The sequence below is a fragment of the Haliea alexandrii genome (assembly GCF_003719295.1).
GTDB classification, from domain to species: domain Bacteria; phylum Pseudomonadota; class Gammaproteobacteria; order Pseudomonadales; family Halieaceae; genus Haliea; species Haliea alexandrii.
Genome location: NZ_RFLW01000001.1, coordinates 1579250 through 1595271, shown reverse-complemented (window position 1 = coordinate 1595271; position 16022 = coordinate 1579250). Strand labels below are relative to the sequence as shown.

Genomic DNA, 16022 nt, shown 5'->3' with positions numbered 1-16022 from the left:
ATGGAACGCACGCTGGCTTTGACCTGCGAACTGATTCGCCGCCAGTCGGTTACGCCCGAGGATGCCGGCTGCCAGGCCTTGATGATGGAGCGGCTGCAGCAACTGGGCTTTACCTGCACCCGCCTGCGCTTTGGTGAGGTGGAAAACTTCTGGGCGGTGCGGGGCGAGAGTGGACCACTGCTGGTCTTCGCCGGTCACACCGACGTGGTGCCCACCGGCCCGGAATCCGGCTGGGACAGCCCGCCTTTTGAGCCCACCCTGCGCGACGGGATGCTCTATGGACGCGGCGCCGCCGACATGAAAGGCAGCCTCGCAGCCATGCTCGTGGCCTGCGAGGACTTCGTTGCCGGCAATCCGGAGCACAGCGGCCGAATCGGGTTTCTGATCACCGCCGACGAAGAGGGGCCTGCACACAACGGCACGGTGAAAGTCATTGAGCACCTGCAGCAACAGGGCGAGCACATCGACTGGTGCGTGGTCGGCGAACCGTCAAGCAGTGCGCAGCTGGGGGATGTGGTCAAGAACGGCAGGCGCGGCTCTCTCGGTGCGGTACTCACTGTGCGCGGCATTCAGGGCCACATCGCCTACCCGCAACTGGCAGACAACCCGATTCACCGCGCATTACCTGCCCTGCATGCACTCACCTGCCAGGTGTGGGACCAGGGCAATGCCTTTTTCCCCGCCACCTCCCTGCAAATATCCAATATTGCCAGCGGTACAGGCGCGACCAACGTGATTCCCGGTGAATTGCAGGTGGTCTTCAACTTCCGCTTTTCTACCGAAGTCACTGCCGACGACCTGCAGCAGCGCACCGAGAACCTGCTACGCGCCCACAAGCTCGACTACAGCATCGACTGGCACCTGAGCGGCGAGCCGTTCCTGACCCCTGCCGGCAATCTTGTGCAGGCGGTTGTGGACAGCATTCGCGATGTCACCGGTCTGGAAACGGAGCTGTCTACCGCCGGTGGCACTTCGGACGGGCGATTCATTGCCCCGACCGGTGCTCAGGTCGTCGAGCTCGGCCCGGTGAACGCGACCATCCACAAACGCAACGAATGCGTGATCGCGGCAGACCTGCCGCAGCTGGCCCGCCTGTATCAGGGTGTGCTGGAGCGACTACTGCTCCAGTAGCTGCAGCTGCTGCTGCAGGTTAGCGCGCACCATCTCCCGATTCATCGCACCGGGAATCACGGCCACCTCGTCACCTTCCAGCGCGGCGAGGCTCTCGGCCACGACGGCATCAGCCTCCATCCACAGGGCCTCAGGAAAACGCGTCTTGTCAAAACCGGCAAAATGCGGCGTATCGTGTATTTCTGTACGTGTCAGCCCGGGGCAGAGGCACTGCACGCGAATACCGTGCGCTGCCACCTCGGCCTGCAGGGACCTGGAGAACGCCAGGAGAAATGCCTTGCAGCCGCCATACACGGCGGTTTTCTGCAGCTCAAGATAGGCGCCGACGGACGCGACATTGATGATCGCACCACTGCCCTGCTCACGCATGAAGGGCAGCGCGGCACGAACCAGTTCCAGGGGGGCGTCAACCTGCAGGCGCACCATTTGCAACTCCACCTCCAGCGAACTGTCGACAAAGTCACCCAGAGTCGAGAAGCCGGCATTGTTGACCAGCAGATCCACCGGTCCCTGCTGCCGCAGGGCCTCTACGGTGCGCGTTACGCCCTCTACCGTGGCGAGGTCAGCAACCACCGGGTATAGGCGGGTTTGCTTCTCGAGCTCGGCACGCAGGGCCTGCAGCTGCTCGCCGCGACGCCCGACGGCGATGATCGTCTTGCAGCGGCCGGCGAGCTGACGGCAGTATTCCGCGCCCAGCCCGGACGAGGCGCCGGTCACCAGCGCAATTCCTGTGTTATGCATAAGTTCTGGCCTTGTTCCAGCAGATGTACCGCGCGCAGACAGCGCACGCGAGGTGTCGTACCATGCCTGCGGCAGGGCATCACATCTTGAGGAGAAAACCCATGACACGCAAGCGCACAGCGTTGATTACCGGAGCATCCGCGGGGCTCGGCGAGGAGTTCGCCCGGCAGCTGGCAGCACAGGGCTACAACCTCGTGCTCGTGGCGCGACGCAAGGAAAAGCTGCAGGCCCTTGCCGCTGAGCTGGCCAGCACACATCGCTGCGACACGCGGGTAGAAGCGGCGGATCTGTCGGACCCCGCGGCGCCCCAGGCACTGTACGACAGCCTCAGTGCACAAGGTGTGGAAGTCGACTACCTGATCAACAACGCGGGGGTCGCCGGCTCCGATTTGCTCCAGGACCGCGACTGGGCAGATCACGAGGCGTTTTTCCAGCTGATGATGCTGTCCGTGGCGAAGCTCTGCCACCTGTTCATACCCGCCATGCGCGAGCGCGGTTTTGGACGCGTAATCAATATTGCTTCCGTGGCTGGCCGCATACCGCGTGCAGGCGGCTGCAACTACGGCCCCAGCAAGGCTTACCTGATCGCGCTGTCGGAGGATCTTTCCCTCACGCTGCATGGCAGTGGTGTACAGGTGTGCGCCCTGTGCCCCGGCTACACACATACCGATTTTCACAGCACAGCGGGCCTGCAGGACATGAAAGACGGCATGCCCGAGTTTGTCTGGTACCCGGCGGAAGTGGTGGTCAGAGAAGGCCTGAAAGCGGCAGAGCGCGGTAAACCCGTGTATTTGTCAGGCCGCCTTTACCGCCTGCTGGACCCCTTTCTGCAATCGGTGTTCACCCGGCGGCTGTTTCGTATCGCCGCGCGCCACTGAGGCTCGGTCATGCAGGCCCCAGGCTACGCAGCACATACACATCGTAACGCACCGCTTTGCCGACAATCGCATGTGAGGGCTGCCGCCCGGCAAGGCTAACGGCCCGTACGGGCCGCTTGACAACGACCCGGGCGACGTCCTGCTGCAGCGCCCACGCAAACAGTGCCACTGCGTCGCCGGTCGTGTTGTGGTCGGCAAACAGCGCCTGGAACAGCGCCATGTCCTTTTTCACCGCCGCAGATTTATCCCGCTCAGGGAACATCGGGTCGAGATAGATCACATCCAGCCCGGCGAATGCAACCGCCGGCACAGTGGCTGCCTCCCCGCGATGCAGACGCATGCGACCAAGCACTGCGTTGAGCCAGCTGTCATCGGCACGCCGCGCGCGCTCCAGGCCATCAGCCAGCAGCGCGAGCACCACGGGTTCACGCTCGGCGAGTGTTACCGAGCAACCGAGGTCGGCGAGCACGAAGCTGTCACGCCCCAGGCCAGCCGTTGCGTCGAGCACGGCCAGTGCGGACTTCTTGCCCACCCCCACCGCCTTGCCCAGCAGTTCGTTCTGGCCCCCGCGCCGCCGATGACGCATGGTTGCGCCGCCAAAGTCAACGGTAATCGGCCCCGGTGCATGGCCCCGCCGAGACACGGCTTGCAGGGAGACTCCCTCCGCGCCCAACCAGAGCACCGCCTGCAAACCAGCGCTATACGCGGCGGCTGTTGTCTCGACCCAGGGCAAACCCAGATCTTGCGCCAGCGCCGAGGCCTGCTCATGCAACGCGGCATCGGCAGCGGCTACGCCGATAACGTCGCTCGCAGAATCAGGTTGCAGAGGCACGCTGTTCAGGCGGGCGGGCGGGGCGCCAGCCACTGGTCAAGCCGCGCGCAGTTGGCCGCGATGGACTCCAGGTAGGGATTGTCGCCATCAAAGTAGCTGCTTGCGTAGTGATAGGCGCCGGCAAAGTCCCGCTCCAGGCGCGACCCTGCCACGCCGTGAACAAAACCGGGGGTGCGCCGAATCAGGTCGTCACGCGAGCGGTAGTGGCAGGGCTCCGGCTGGACTGCATGCTCTGGCGCCGCCATGCCGCTGGCGACAAACTCGTCGTACAGTGCGTGGCGACATTTCTCCAGGTAATCGGGTGCCGCCAGCTGTGCCAGCAAGTCTGCGGTGCCCAGCAATGCGCCCAGTTGCCTCTCCTGCCGACTGCGCACGGTCAGATGCTCCGGCTTGCGATAGCAGTTGGTGAAGTGAACCAGCCGGGCGCATACGGGTGCCATGCCCGTCAGCCCTACCCGCGGAAACTGTGCGCGAACCAATGCCGCTCCGCGACGAACATGGGTACGCGTGTACGCAGCACCGGAGCTGTTACGGCGGTCCCCACGGCGACGAAGGTAACCGGCGTCGTGAAACAGCGCGCTGGCAATCCCGGCCAGTGCGAGATCGGCATCAAACGCCCAGGGGCCGGGCCAGCGCTTTTCGCGCCCCGCCATCAGCCGCGCCATAGCCAACGTGACATCCAGCACGTGCTCAGTGTCGTGGTAGCCGGCATCACAACCGTGATACTCCGGGTGCTCGCCGGTATAGAGCTGACTAAACAGCGCGCTCAGCACATCCAGTGCGGACCAGTCTCCACCCGGCCAGTGTGCCTCTAATATGGCGCCCACTTCCGCCATCACCGCGGCCACATCGCTCAATTCCACCTGGCCGGTGATATCGCGGCGGGGGTTGTCAGCGGGAATTATCATGCTGGCTCAGTTGCTCTCCTGCGGTTCACGCTCGAAACGATCCTGTAGCAAAGAGGCCAGCTCTTCAACCTGCTCCTGCAACGTGGGCTCATCCACGGTGAGACCAGGCGCCACCGCGGCACGGTGCGCGGAGCCCATGGGTGTGTCCGGCTTTGCCGTGCGCGAGTCATCCGGCAGGGCACTCTCGGGCAGACCGAGAGTGAGGGTGCGGTCCTCGAATTCAAGCGTGAACTCGAGGTTATAGGCATGCCGCGACAGGCCATGCTTATCGGTAATCAACAGGCGCTGCACGGCGCGCCGCTCGTCGCCGCCACCGACGCGGGACAATCCGCAGTGCAGGCGCTCCACTGTTTTGCCGGCAAACTGTATACCCTGCAGCGCGCTCAGGCCTTCGTTACACTGCTCGATGAAACCCGGCGCGGACACCGGCGCAGCGGGCTCCGTCGCAGGCTCTGGCGCACATTGCGACGCGGTTTCGAAATGCCCGACCAGGATTTGCTGGGGTTGCGCCTTTTCCGCCATCCGCGCCAGCTCTATCGTGACATCGCCGACGATATAGCTGTGCACGGTGGGGTTCACGCCCTCAGCCTGATACAGCTCGTAGTGGCTGCCAACGTGATAGGCCACACGAATGACCGGCACCGTGTTGCCGTGTGATGCGCGACGCGCCACGGCGTTATCCGCCACCACCAGCAGCAGGAAGAAAAACAGGTCGCAATTGGCCTGCGCCCCGAGTGCACGGTTCCATACGTAGTATCCATCGCCAGTGGTGGTACGGGAGAAATGCACCTCTATGCCTTTGGCCAACAGCTTGTTGTAGGCGGAATTCAGCGAATAGGACAGGCTGTTCAACTGACTGGCCTGCTCAAAGGGCGTGAACAGCGAGAACTCGGCAATGTCGAAAAGCAGCACCGCGCGATCGCTGACATAACTCAGGCCGTAACGTTTGATCAGCTGCTCGACTGCGCTGACCACCGCCGGATCATCGGCCAGTGGCGTATCCAGGCGAATGAAACCGGGGGCAATATCCAGCCGGTTGGCGATGTCGAAAAACTCCTCGCGCGGCTTGCAGCGGCTGCCGGAAATCAGTTCGCGCACAAACGCTTCGTTGTCTTGCGCACCGTCGACGCCTGGACGGGCGCAGAAATTACCGAGGAAGTAGTGCGGCACAAAAATCACCAGAATGCCACGCTCGTCCGCACTCCAGCAGAGAACAATGTTCTGGCCGAGGCGCCACTGCTTGCGCAAGGCACTCTCCAGCGCCTTAAGGTTACCGCGCTGAGATATACTGATTGTTCTGTGATCTGTCGCTGTGCCGCCGGTCACGCCCGCGGATTCACCCGTCCTTGCCGTCATAGCCCACTCGATTCTTTTCACCCAAGCCGCTACCATTATAGGGTGCTGTGGTACTTGAATCCATGTGCGATCCCGGCGCACACTGAGCACCACCAAGAGGAAGATACCGCATGCCCTGCCGATGGCTCATCTGTATAACCCTGAGTGTACTGGCAGGCTGCCAGCAATACGACGTCAGTGTGAACGAGCGCGTGGTCTACAGCCCACGTCCCCTGCTGACGGATTTCCGCATTGAAGACCCCGCGCTGCGCGGCTGCCTGGAGCAGGCAATCAACGACAACAAGATCAGCAGCATGGGTGAACTACAGACACTGGACTGCAGTGGCGCGGGCGTGCGCAGTGTTGCAGGCCTGGGCAGCTTTTCCAGCCTGAGCTGGCTCAATCTCGGGGGCAACGCCATCAGCGACATCCGGGAGCTGGCCGTGCTGCTGGCGCTGCGCAGCGTCATGCTTGACGACAACCAGATAGAAGATGCCGGGCCGCTCTACCGACTGCCGGAACTGGCGGTGGTCAACCTCAATGGCAACAGCGCACTGCGTTGCCCGGGGCCGGACAGCTGGATATCACTGGAGCGCCTCACCCTGCCCCGGCACTGCCGCTAGGGTCAGCCAGTCGAAACCGGCATTCTGCGCAGCGAACACCACACGCTGGTCGCCGGCACCCATCACGGTCTCCAGCGCGGCAGCGGCACGCTGCGGACAGTTATTCTGTTCACTGATGTGCGCAACCACGAGGTGCTGCAGCGTCTCGGTGCCTAACTGACGCAATAACTCGGCGGCCTGGTGATTATTCAGGTGCCCCCAGTCACTGGCCACGCGCTGTTTCAGGGACGGCGGATAACTCCCAGCCCAGAGCATGTCCAGATCGTGGTTGAATTCGAGTACCAGCGCATCGCAGCCGCGAAAGCGTTCGACCACATGGCTGGTAATGCTACCCAGGTCGGTGAGCACCCCCAGCGAGCGCCCCGCGTGCGCCAGCCGGTACTGACAAGGTTCGCGTGCATCGTGGGGCACGGCAACAGGCTCTATGGACAGGTCGCCTATTTGCAGGCGCTCTTCACTGTTGAAACAGGTGACCTGCGGGCATCCCTCCAGACGGCCGCTGCGCAGCGTGCCATGGGTGAGGTAGACCGGGATGTTCCACTGCCGCGCCAGGCGACTCACCCCCGCGCTATGATCGCTGTGCTCATGGGTCACCAGAATCGCGCTGAGATCCTCGGGTGCGAGGCCGAGGAGCGCCAGGCGACGGCGGGTCTCGCGCACTGAGAACCCGCAATCGATCAGCACTGTTGTCGTGCCGCCAGAAACGACCGTCGCGTTGCCCTTGCTGCCGCTGCCCAGAGATGCAAAACGCAGCATGTCAGCGCCTCAGTTGATATTGCCCTTGAGTAGCGTCAGCAGCGCCTGCTGATCGCGTTTCTCCAATGGCGACGCACCGGCTACCGGGGCAATGCCAATCGTGACTGCCTTGTCTCCCGCTGCTTCGACCCTGACCAGGAAATCGCGCCCGATCATCGGGTTCTCGTCCTCATCGGAGAACATCCAGGAGAACCAGCCGCCGTCTTCGTCTGCCGCCTCACCGAGGAAACGCGCATAGTAGAGGCCCTCGCTCCGGTCGCGATCGGTGATTTCGAAGCGCGAGTCCTCAAGGGCCTTGCCCACCGAGGCCCACGCCCGGGTGAAGGGCAGCCCCAGACGCAGCATACTGCCGCCACCCGGTGCATCTTCCAGCGTCAGCTTGCCCTCGGCACTCATGGCGCGGTCTGCGAGCATCGAAACCGGCGCGGAATCGGCGCTGTTGGCAATGAATTGCGAGACGGCACGCAGCATTTCCTGCTCCTGGGCCGTATCGTCGGATAGCGCAGGCCACGCCGTGACATCCCCCGCCTGGTGCATCTGCAACACGTGTAATTCACTGCTGCCACGCTGCACGCCCTGCTCGATGCGGAAGCGGAAACGCGAGGCCATGGTCTGTCCTTCCAGCTCCAGCCAGCCGGTTTCAATCAGTCCCGCCTGCGCATCCACACGCCCCACGCCAATGCCGGCAGACGTGAGAAAGCTGCGCACCTGTGGCCAGAGTTGACCTGGTGCGACCGCGATCAGGGCCCAGCTCTCGTCCCCGAGCGACTGGATACGCACCACATCCTCCCCGGCCCCTGCCACCAGGGGCGTGGGGCGAGGCACCTCGAATTCACCCTCCAGCAGCGCCTCGTCCTGCACCGGAGGGATGGGGTAGATTTCCTCCAGTTGTGCCGTCTCTTTGCCCTCCGGCACCTGAATGGGCGCTTGCTCACGTGCGTTCTTGTAGTCGTCCGACGTGTCGGGGAACATGCCCTCGTCACCGAACAGATAGCTGCAGCCCGCGAGGCCCAGCAACAGACCGAGCAGCGCCGTGCGCAATACCAGCTTCATACATTCCGCCATCAAATTCCCGCTGCCTCCAGAGCTGCAAGGACCTGCGCATGGTAGCGCTCATCCAGAGGCGTCAAGGGTAAACGAATACCCGCCTCAATCAAGCCACGCTGCTGCATGGCCCACTTTACCGGTATCGGGTTCGCCTCGAGAAACAACGCGCGGTTGAGGCCGGACAAGCGCTCGTTGATGCGTGCCGCCTCGCTGCGTTCACCGGCCATGGCCAGGCGACAGAGCTCGGCCAGCGGCCGCGGCGCAATGTTCGCGGTCACCGACACATTGCCGTGCCCACCCGCGAGCATCAGTTCCATAGCGGTGGGGTCATCGCCGGAATAGATGGCGAAATCCTCCGGGCAGCGCGCCTTGAAGTCGGGTACCCGCGACAAATCGCCGGTGGCATCCTTGATGCCGACGATGTTGTCCAGCTCCGACAGGCGCACAACGGTGTCGTTGTCCATATCCACCGCCGTACGACCGGGCACGTTATAGAGGATCTGGGGGATGGTGACCGCGGCGGCCACCGCCTTGAAATGTTCGTACAGACCCCGTTGCGTCGGGCGATTATAGTAGGGTGTGACCAACAGGCAGGCATCCGCCCCGTTACGGGCAGCCACGCTGGTCAACTCGATTGCCTCGCGGGTGGAATTGGCACCGGTTCCCGCGACCACGGGAATGCGACCGTCAACGTAGCGCACACAATGACGAATCACCTCAAGGTGCTCCGGAACACTCAGCGTCGCGCTCTCTCCCGTTGTGCCAACGGCGCCGATGGCACTGGTGCCCGCCGCAATATGCATGTCCAGCAAGCGCTCCAGGCTACCCCAGTCGAGACTGCCGTCCGGGTGCATTGGCGTCACAAGCGCGACAATACTGCCGGTAATCATGGGAACATCTCCAGAAATGTGCCGGGCGCCGGACACTGCCGCTGAACGCCGGAATAAAGAAGAGCGCAATTATCCATGCATGCAACACGAAGACAACCGCGATACGCTAAAATGCATCGCGGGCGCGCCGCACGATTCTGCGCCAAAACGAGCCACGGAGTATACCATGAGACCTTCCAGCCCCGCCCAGTGGTTTCTCACCGCGATCCTCCTGCTGCCAGCCGCACTGGCAGGAATGGCACTGCCAGCCAGCGCCCAGCAGCCGGTCACGGTCAGCCCACCGTCCAAGCTCACCCTCTCATTCATGGCGCAGCAGCGCGCCAGCATCGACGAGCTCGCCCGGCGCGCGCTCGGGCAAGCCATCAGCGGCGATCCGGACCGCGACGTCCGCCTGCTGCAGCGACTGCTTGACCGCGGCATCGTCAGGGCCGAGGACGTTAGCACGCTGCAGGCCATGGGTGTTGTGCTGGGCGACCTGCTGGCCAGTGAACTGGGGCTGGACTGGGTCATGTACGACGACGACAGCGGGCGCAGTCGGGCCCTGCACGATGCCCAGACCGACACCTACCTGTTTCCGGTGACCATGATCTCACGCCGCCAGCAGGTGGGTAACGAGAAACCGGTGGCGGCCATTTACGCAGATGCCAAGACCGTGGTTGAACAGGCGCGGCCCAAGCTGCCTTTCCAGTGAAGTGCCCGCCGCGGCTGGCTGGCCATAGCAGGGGATTGGGTTTAGCATGGACTGCCGTTCCAGCAGGATGCCCCCGGGTATGAACCAGCCGCCCGCCGGCTTCGAGTTGCACACCGACAGCTCACCGACATCTGCCACCCTCAGTCTCTACGGCAGCTGGGTAGACGCCGATGTGGTTCCCGCCTTTCCACAGCTCAGGGCACAGCTCGCTGCTGTAGACGCCGACGAGCTGCGTCTCGACTGCACTGAACTGGGCGACTGGAACACGTTACTGATGTCCTTTCTCCTGCGATGTGCAAGCTACTGTACGGAGCGCGGCATCACGCTGAATACCGAGGCATTACCCGAGAACGCAAGGCGCTTGCTGTCAATCGCGACCTCCGTGCCGGCCCACAACCGCAAAGAGGCGGCCTCTCTGCCCTGGTGGCAGCTGCGCAGCCCATCGAAAGCCTTGCGTGAGTTACTGGATGATCTGCGCGAGTCACTGGCTTTCTTCGGTGACATCTGCATAGCGCTCGGCGCGCTCATAGCGGGCAAGGCCAATACCCGTTTCGCGGATTTCCGCACCTTCTGTTACCAATCCGGTCCCGATGCCTTTGCCATCATCAGCCTGACCAGCGTGCTAGTGGGCATGATTCTCGGTTATCTGGGCGCGGTGCAACTGCAGCAATTCGGCGCCGGCATTTACGTGGCCGACCTGGTCACCATCGGCCTGCTGCGCGAAATGGGCCCGCTGATGACTGCCATCGTCATGGCCGGACGCACCGGCGCCGCCTATGCGGCCCAGCTGGGCACCATGCAGGCCAACGAGGAGATCGATGCCGTGCGCACGCTGGGCGTCTCGCCGATCGAATTCCTGGTGGTGCCGCGAGTACTGGCGCTGCTGGTTACCATGCCATTGCTGACCATCTACGCCAACCTGCTGGGCATCGTCGGCGGTGGCATCGTGGCCGGCGGCATGGGAATTTCCATGCTGCAATACACCAGCCAGGCCGGACTCGCCGTGAGCCTCGCTCACATCGGTGTAGGCCTGCTGAAAAGTGTGGTCTTCGCCGTGCTGATCGCCATTGCCGGATGCCGTTCCGGCATCCAGTCAGGGCGCAATTCCGCCGGAGTTGGCAGGGCGGCAACAGAAGCCGTGGTCACGGCGCTCGTCTACCTGATTGTCGCTGACGCCTCCATCAACATCCTGTTCCAGCACCTGGGTATCTGATGGCGGCCGCCGAGCGCGAAGTGCATATCGAGGTACGCGATCTCACCATGGCGTTTGGCAGCAATGTCATTCAGCGCGAACTCAGCTTCCCGGTCTACCGCGGCGATATCTTTGTGATCATGGGCGGCAGCGGCTGTGGCAAGAGCACGCTGCTGAAACACATGCTGGGGCTACTTGAGCCGGCGGCGGGCGAAATCCTGTTTTCCGGCACCAGCTTCACGCGTGCCAGTGCAAGCGCGCGCGATGTCATGCGCCGCAGCTGGGGCATCACCTACCAGTCGGGGGGCCTGTTCGGCGCCATGACACTGGAACAAAACGTGGGCTTGCCGCTGCAGCTCTATACCGACTACACGGCGACGCAGATCAAGGACGTGGTACGCTACAAGTTGTCACTGGTCGGCCTGGGTGGCTTTGAAAGCTACTACCCCGCGGAAATCAGCGGCGGCATGAACAAACGGGCGGCCCTGGCGCGCGCGATCGCACTGGACCCCCAGATCCTGTTCTTCGACGAGCCTTCGGCGGGGCTGGACCCGATCAGTTCGCGGCTGCTGGATGACCTGATCCTGCAACTGACCGAATCGATTGGCGCCACTGTGGTGATGGTCACCCACGAATTGCCGAGTATTTTCGCCATCGCCAACAACAGTGTTTATCTTGATGCCAGCACACGCACGATGATCGGCTATGGTGATCCAAAACAGCTACGTGAACAGAGCGAGGAGGCCGTGGTGCGACAATTCCTGACACGCAGCGCCGCCGCGGGAGAGGCCGAATAATGTCCGACGAAAGAGCACACAGTGTCGCCATTGGCGGCTTTATCATCGGCGCTTTGCTTATCGTCCTGGCGACCCTGTTGTTCGTACTGGGTTCAGGCCTCGGCAGTGATCGCACCCGTGTAGTGATGGTCTTCGACAGTTCCGTCAAGGGATTGAGCGTGGGGGCCCCGGTCACCTTGCGCGGCGTTGAAATCGGACAGGTGACCGGCATCAACCTGCTGCTGGACAGCAACACGGCCAAGTTAATCATGCAGGTAGAGGCCGACCTGTCGGGCGAAAGCATACAGATGACCGAGCAGCCCTCCGTGGCACTGATCGACGACCTCATCGGGCGCGGCCTGCGCGCCCAGCTGAACCTGCAAAGCCTGCTCACCGGTCTGCTCTATGTGCAGCTCGATTTCCACCCGGCAACGCCCGTGGCACTCCCCGCCATCGACACGGAATACACGCAGATTCCGACGATACCGACCGAACTGGAGCGGATTGTGAGCCAGATCGAGGGATTGGATATTGCCCAGATGGCGGCAGACCTGCAGAGCATCGCGACCAACGTAAACGCCTTTGTGCAACAGGCTCCTTTCCAGCAATTGCCGGCCGATATCGGGCAAACACTGGCGAGCCTCCGCTCGCTCACAGCGCAAGTGGAAAGCACACTGTCCACTGCCGGCCCCGGCATCGACCGCGTGCTGGACAATTCCAATGCGCTGGTGAGCGAAGCCAAGAATGCGCTACCCAAGCTAACTTCGCTGCTGGAAGACAATATGAACGTGCTGCGCAGCGCAACGGAGCGTTTCGAGGGCACCATGGGAGAAATCGACGGGCTGGTATCCGCCGACTCCGCCACCACCTATCGCCTCAACGAAGCATTGCGCGAACTTGCGCTGGCCGGCAGGGCTCTGCAGATGTTGGCAAAAACACTGGAGGAGCAACCCGAGTCACTGCTCCGAGGCAAAAGCGAGAACAGCCAATGACCCCGATAAAGCTCTTCGGCATCGCCGCTACCCTCTTCCTGGTGGCCTGTGGCAGTTCCCCGCAGCACCAGTATTACCTGCTCAACAGCAAGGCTGAGGCACCGGCGTCGGGCCAGGCGCCCTCGCTGGGCGTGGGGCCGATCACCATACCGGAGTATCTGAACCGCACTGGCATGGTCTACAGCGAAGACGGCAACCGGTTGCATGTTGCCCGCTACGAACGCTGGGCCGAACCGCTGGAAGATGGTATCCAGCGCGTGTTGGGACTCAACCTGTCCGCAGCGCTGGGCACGCAGAACATTCGCCCGCACCCGTGGGCGCGCAATGATATTCCCGAGTACGCCGTGCAGGTATGGCTGTTGGGTTTGAACGCCGGAGGCAACGAGGCTGAGCTGGTGGCGGAGTGGCGAGTGACCCGCCGCGGCGAGGGGCCAGACAGCGAGGTCACTCAGCGCATCAGCCGCCTGGTGACGTCGCTCGCAGGGCCCGACTGGCAGGCCGCCGACACCGCAGCGGCCTACAGCGAACTACTGCAGCGCCTCAGCGACGAAATAGCCGGCGTGATTCGCACACAGATGGAAGGGGCTGCGCGCGATCAGAACTGATCGCTGCGCAGCATGGCGTCCGAGCCACCATCGACAAAGAACACGGAGCCGCAGACGAAATCCGCCTCTTCGCTGAGCATAAAGCGCATCACATTGGCGATTTGCGCCGGCTGCGCGGTTTGGCCCCAGGGCACCATGGCGCTGAAATCACGCATCACGCTCCCCAGCTCTTGATCGGCAAACACCTGCTGCGTCAGGGGGGTATCGGTAATACCGGGGGCAACGGCGTTCAGGCGTACGCCGGTTTTGGCCCACGCCACCACATTGCGCCGCATCCACACCGTCAGCGCGTGCTTGGAGGCAGAGTACACCGTCTGGCCCGCTTCCGCCTGCGCTACGTCCAGCGCTGCCGGCTCATCCCCGGCCAGGAATGCCTGGGCCAACGGGTGTGAGGTCTCGGTCATGGGGGCAGAGTTGGAGCTCACCAGCAGCACTGTACCGCGCCGCTTGCCCACCAGATCCTGCACGCCCGTGGCCATGGCAACGGCCGCGAAATAATTCACGGCAGCAATGATGCGCGGCGGTGCTACCGGCGGCAGACCGGCGCAGGGAATAAACCCGTCCAGGCCGTCAGCCGCGCGCTCACGCAAAGCGGCCAGCGCAGTATCACGGCCCTCCTGCGTGGACAGGTCGGCAATGATGTCGCCCTCCTTGATGTCGATCGAAATCACTTCGTGACCCGCCGCACACAGCTGCTCACGCAGCGCAGCACCGATACCTGTGGCGCCGCCGGTCATGGCATAGCGTTTTTTCATGCTGGTACTCCCTGGTTCTGGTTGTTTGATAGGTGCGCTATTGTCGCGCGTGCTGCGCCTTGTTTGCTCAGGGTCACGCAATGCTTTGCCCCAAGGCACAACTTACTGAACCGGGGGAGAGCAACCTGAGGGTGAAGCCCCCTACCCCGGCCGCCCGGTTGCCTGCAACAGGCGCCGGGTAGTACCCTGCAGGCCGCGATTCGGCGGAGTATGCCCATGAATGAGAAACCCCTGGCACCGGCCATTGAAGGCTGGTTCACGATGGATGACAAGCCCCGGCTTATAGGCACGCAGTGCTGTGCCTGCAGCACCTATTTTTTCCCCAAACAGCAGCGCTACTGCAAGAACCCGGGCTGCGACAGCACCGAGTTTCGTGAAGTGGAGCTGAGCAGGACGGGCCGGGTGTGGAGCTACACCAACGCCTGCTACAAGCCGCCGGCGCCTTTTGTGGCCGCTGAACCCTTCGAGCCCTATACCATCGCCGCTGTCACGCTCGAGGATGAGCAGATGACGGTGCTGGGCCAGGTTGTCACCGGCGTCAACGTCGGCGATCTCAAGGTGGGTATGGCAATGGAACTGGTGCTCGAGCCGCTGCATGAAACCGATGATGACATCAAGATGACCTGGAAATGGCGGCCGCTGGCAGAACAGGGGGAGCAGCACTGATGAGCAATGATATCGCCATAATTGGTGCCGGCATGCACCCCTGGGGCAAGTGGGGACACAACTTCGTTGAGTACGGCGTCGCCGCCGCCCGCGAGGCGCTGGCGGATGCCGGCATCCCCTGGCAGGACGTAGGCTTCGTTTCCGGCGGTGCCACAGTACGCTGCGGTTATCCGGGCTATGTCGCAGGTGCCACCTTCGCCCAGGCATTAGGCTGGCAGGGCTGCGAGGTGAATACCTCCTACGCCGCCTGTGCGTCCGGCTCGCAGGCGCTGGCCGCCGCGCGCAACAAGATTCTCGCAGGCGCCTGTGATGTCGCCCTGGTGATCGGCGCGGACACTACGCCCAAGGGTTTCCTCGCCCCCGCCGGTGGCTACCGGCCAGAAGATCCGGACTGGGTGCGCTTTTACCTCGGCATCACCAATCCAACCTATTTCGCCCTGTACGCGCGACGCCGCATGGACCTCTACGGCGACACGCTGGAAGATTTCGCGGCAGTCAAGGTGAAGAACTCGCTCATCGGCAGCAAGAATCCGCGCGCCCGCTACCGCAAGTGCTTTACGGCGGAAGATGTCGCGGCTTCTGCCATGGTGGCGGACCCGTTGCGCCTGATGGACATCTGCGCCACCAGCGATGGCGGCGCCGCACTGATCATATGCAGCGCCGACTACGCGCGCCGTATTGGCAAAGCCGACGCGCCGCGCATTGCGGCCATTTCCACTGTCACGCCGAGCTTTGCCAGCGCGGTGGTGGAAATGCCGGATATCGCGACCGACTCCGCAGCGGCTGCAGGCATCGACGCCCACAGCTTCCGTGCAGCGCTGCCGGTGAAAGCCTACGAAGAAGCCGGTATCGGCCCCGAGGACGTTGATGTTGCAGAAGTCTACGACCTGTCAACGGCACTGGAGCTGGACTGGATTGAAGACCTGCAATTGGCGCCGCGCGGTGAAGCCGCACAACTGCTGCGCCGTGGCGACACCGCCGTGGGTGGCAAGATACCGGTGAACCCCTCCGGCGGCCTGGCCTGTTTCGGTGAGGCGGTACCCGCCCAGGCACTGGCCCAGGTGTGTGAGCTCACCTGGCAGCTGCGCGGCGAATGTGGTGACCGGCAGGTAGACGGTGCCAAAGTGGGCATTACCGCCAACCAGGGCCTGTTCGGCCACGGCAGCTCGGTCATTATCAAGCGCTGAAGAGCCAGCGTCGCTGC

At 63.1% G+C, this 16022-nt stretch carries 18 protein-coding genes; 10 read left to right on the top strand and 8 right to left on the bottom strand.

Annotated features, from left to right (window positions below; all coding sequences use genetic code 11):
• Positions 1-1131, top strand: coding sequence for a succinyl-diaminopimelate desuccinylase (gene dapE, locus EGJ68_RS07205; protein WP_123033764.1), 1131 nt, complete (start codon positions 1-3; stop codon positions 1129-1131).
• Here the strand turns inward: dapE and EGJ68_RS07200 are convergent.
• Positions 1117-1872, bottom strand: a complete 756-nt coding sequence (locus EGJ68_RS07200) for an SDR family NAD(P)-dependent oxidoreductase (RefSeq protein WP_123033763.1) — start codon at positions 1870-1872, stop codon at positions 1117-1119. The genes dapE and EGJ68_RS07200 overlap by 15 nt on opposite strands.
• Positions 1873-1973: 101 nt before the next feature.
• Here EGJ68_RS07200 and EGJ68_RS07195 point away from each other — a divergent pair, with 101 nt between their 5' ends.
• Complete coding sequence (locus tag EGJ68_RS07195; protein WP_123033762.1) at positions 1974-2750, top strand: SDR family NAD(P)-dependent oxidoreductase; 777 nt, start codon at positions 1974-1976, stop codon at positions 2748-2750.
• A gap of 7 nt (positions 2751-2757) precedes the next feature.
• On the opposite strand, the gene EGJ68_RS07190 is transcribed toward EGJ68_RS07195, so the two are convergent.
• From EGJ68_RS07190 to EGJ68_RS07180, 3 genes are read right to left on the bottom strand one after another with little or no spacing between them, the layout of a single operon-like run.
• Positions 2758-3582 (bottom strand): class I SAM-dependent methyltransferase, encoded by an 825-nt coding sequence (locus tag EGJ68_RS07190; protein ID WP_199227947.1) that lies wholly within the window; start codon positions 3580-3582, stop codon positions 2758-2760.
• Positions 3583-3587: 5 nt separating this feature from the next.
• Positions 3588-4490, bottom strand: coding sequence for a hypothetical protein (locus tag EGJ68_RS07185; protein ID WP_123033761.1), 903 nt, complete (start codon positions 4488-4490; stop codon positions 3588-3590).
• A gap of 6 nt (positions 4491-4496) precedes the next feature.
• Complete coding sequence (locus EGJ68_RS07180) at positions 4497-5738, bottom strand: hypothetical protein (RefSeq protein ID WP_233248705.1); 1242 nt, start codon at positions 5736-5738, stop codon at positions 4497-4499.
• A 218-nt stretch (positions 5739-5956) separates the two neighbouring features.
• Between EGJ68_RS07180 and EGJ68_RS07175 the strand changes: the two genes are divergently transcribed.
• Entirely contained in the window at positions 5957-6448 is a 492-nt protein-coding gene (locus EGJ68_RS07175) for a leucine-rich repeat domain-containing protein (RefSeq protein WP_123033759.1), read from the top strand.
• Here EGJ68_RS07175 and EGJ68_RS07170 read toward each other — a convergent pair.
• Genes EGJ68_RS07170 through dapA form a run of 3 tightly spaced genes read right to left on the bottom strand, consistent with a single transcriptional unit; the run spans position 6410 to position 9141 of the window.
• Positions 6410-7204 (bottom strand): MBL fold metallo-hydrolase, encoded by a 795-nt coding sequence (locus EGJ68_RS07170; RefSeq protein ID WP_123033758.1) that lies wholly within the window; start codon positions 7202-7204, stop codon positions 6410-6412. The two genes, EGJ68_RS07175 and EGJ68_RS07170, sit on opposite strands and share 39 nt — an antisense overlap.
• 9 nt (positions 7205-7213) lie before the next feature.
• Complete coding sequence (gene bamC, locus EGJ68_RS07165; protein WP_123034104.1) at positions 7214-8257, bottom strand: outer membrane protein assembly factor BamC; 1044 nt, start codon at positions 8255-8257, stop codon at positions 7214-7216.
• 11 nt (positions 8258-8268) lie between these two features.
• On the bottom strand, positions 8269-9141 hold the full coding sequence (gene dapA / locus EGJ68_RS07160; protein WP_123033757.1) for a 4-hydroxy-tetrahydrodipicolinate synthase: 873 nt from the start codon (positions 9139-9141) through the stop codon (positions 8269-8271).
• Between the two features lie 166 nt (positions 9142-9307).
• Here dapA and EGJ68_RS07155 point away from each other — a divergent pair, with 166 nt between their 5' ends.
• From EGJ68_RS07155 to EGJ68_RS07135, 5 genes are all read left to right on the top strand, one after another.
• The gene (locus EGJ68_RS07155) at positions 9308-9832 is read left to right on the top strand and encodes a DUF3806 domain-containing protein (protein ID WP_233248704.1); all 525 of its coding nucleotides are present in this window, start codon (positions 9308-9310) and stop codon (positions 9830-9832) included.
• 79 nt (positions 9833-9911) lie between these two features.
• Positions 9912-11045, top strand: a complete 1134-nt coding sequence (locus tag EGJ68_RS07150) for an MlaE family ABC transporter permease (RefSeq protein WP_123033756.1) — start codon at positions 9912-9914, stop codon at positions 11043-11045.
• Positions 11045-11821, top strand: coding sequence for an ABC transporter ATP-binding protein (locus EGJ68_RS07145; protein WP_199227946.1), 777 nt, complete (start codon positions 11045-11047; stop codon positions 11819-11821). The genes EGJ68_RS07150 and EGJ68_RS07145 overlap by 1 nt, the downstream gene beginning before the upstream one ends.
• A complete protein-coding gene (locus tag EGJ68_RS07140) occupies positions 11821-12792 on the top strand; it encodes an MlaD family protein (protein ID WP_123033755.1) in 972 nt (323 codons plus the stop codon). Before EGJ68_RS07145 ends, EGJ68_RS07140 begins: the two co-directional genes overlap by 1 nt.
• A complete protein-coding gene (locus tag EGJ68_RS07135; RefSeq protein WP_123033754.1) occupies positions 12789-13397 on the top strand; it encodes a PqiC family protein in 609 nt (202 codons plus the stop codon). Before EGJ68_RS07140 ends, EGJ68_RS07135 begins: the two co-directional genes overlap by 4 nt.
• Here the strand turns inward: EGJ68_RS07135 and EGJ68_RS07130 are convergent.
• Entirely contained in the window at positions 13388-14152 is a 765-nt protein-coding gene (locus tag EGJ68_RS07130) for an SDR family oxidoreductase (RefSeq protein ID WP_123033753.1), read from the bottom strand. The genes EGJ68_RS07135 and EGJ68_RS07130 overlap by 10 nt on opposite strands.
• 216 nt (positions 14153-14368) lie before the next feature.
• Between EGJ68_RS07130 and EGJ68_RS07125 the strand changes: the two genes are divergently transcribed.
• Positions 14369-14818 carry a Zn-ribbon domain-containing OB-fold protein gene (locus tag EGJ68_RS07125; RefSeq protein ID WP_123033752.1) on the top strand — a complete coding sequence of 150 codons (450 nt, stop codon included), beginning with the start codon at positions 14369-14371 and terminating at the stop codon, positions 14816-14818.
• Positions 14818-16005: a lipid-transfer protein gene (locus tag EGJ68_RS07120; protein WP_027948631.1), complete on the top strand. Its 1188-nt coding sequence runs from the start codon at positions 14818-14820 to the stop codon at positions 16003-16005. The genes EGJ68_RS07125 and EGJ68_RS07120 overlap by 1 nt, the downstream gene beginning before the upstream one ends.
• Positions 16006-16022: the final 17 nt, after the last annotated feature.

Excerpts from the sequence above, each read along its gene's own strand:
- dapE (WP_123033764.1), top strand. The coding sequence starts at position 1 with ATGGAACGCACGCTGGCTTTGACCTGCGAACTGATTCGCCGCCAGTCG.
- EGJ68_RS07200 (WP_123033763.1), bottom strand. The coding sequence starts at position 1,872 with ATGCATAACACAGGAATTGCGCTGGTGACCGGCGCCTCGTCCGGGCTG.
- EGJ68_RS07195 (WP_123033762.1), top strand. The coding sequence starts at position 1,974 with ATGACACGCAAGCGCACAGCGTTGATTACCGGAGCATCCGCGGGGCTC.
- EGJ68_RS07185 (WP_123033761.1), bottom strand. The coding sequence starts at position 4,490 with ATGATAATTCCCGCTGACAACCCCCGCCGCGATATCACCGGCCAGGTG.
- EGJ68_RS07175 (WP_123033759.1), top strand. The coding sequence starts at position 5,957 with ATGCCCTGCCGATGGCTCATCTGTATAACCCTGAGTGTACTGGCAGGC.
- EGJ68_RS07170 (WP_123033758.1), bottom strand. The coding sequence starts at position 7,204 with ATGCTGCGTTTTGCATCTCTGGGCAGCGGCAGCAAGGGCAACGCGACG.
- bamC (WP_123034104.1), bottom strand. The coding sequence starts at position 8,257 with ATGAAGCTGGTATTGCGCACGGCGCTGCTCGGTCTGTTGCTGGGCCTC.
- dapA (WP_123033757.1), bottom strand. The coding sequence starts at position 9,141 with ATGATTACCGGCAGTATTGTCGCGCTTGTGACGCCAATGCACCCGGAC.
- EGJ68_RS07155 (WP_233248704.1), top strand. The coding sequence starts at position 9,308 with ATGAGACCTTCCAGCCCCGCCCAGTGGTTTCTCACCGCGATCCTCCTG.
- EGJ68_RS07150 (WP_123033756.1), top strand. The coding sequence starts at position 9,912 with ATGAACCAGCCGCCCGCCGGCTTCGAGTTGCACACCGACAGCTCACCG.
- EGJ68_RS07145 (WP_199227946.1), top strand. The coding sequence starts at position 11,045 with ATGGCGGCCGCCGAGCGCGAAGTGCATATCGAGGTACGCGATCTCACC.
- EGJ68_RS07140 (WP_123033755.1), top strand. The coding sequence starts at position 11,821 with ATGTCCGACGAAAGAGCACACAGTGTCGCCATTGGCGGCTTTATCATC.
- EGJ68_RS07135 (WP_123033754.1), top strand. The coding sequence starts at position 12,789 with ATGACCCCGATAAAGCTCTTCGGCATCGCCGCTACCCTCTTCCTGGTG.
- EGJ68_RS07130 (WP_123033753.1), bottom strand. The coding sequence starts at position 14,152 with ATGAAAAAACGCTATGCCATGACCGGCGGCGCCACAGGTATCGGTGCT.
- EGJ68_RS07125 (WP_123033752.1), top strand. The coding sequence starts at position 14,369 with ATGAATGAGAAACCCCTGGCACCGGCCATTGAAGGCTGGTTCACGATG.
- EGJ68_RS07120 (WP_027948631.1), top strand. The coding sequence starts at position 14,818 with ATGAGCAATGATATCGCCATAATTGGTGCCGGCATGCACCCCTGGGGC.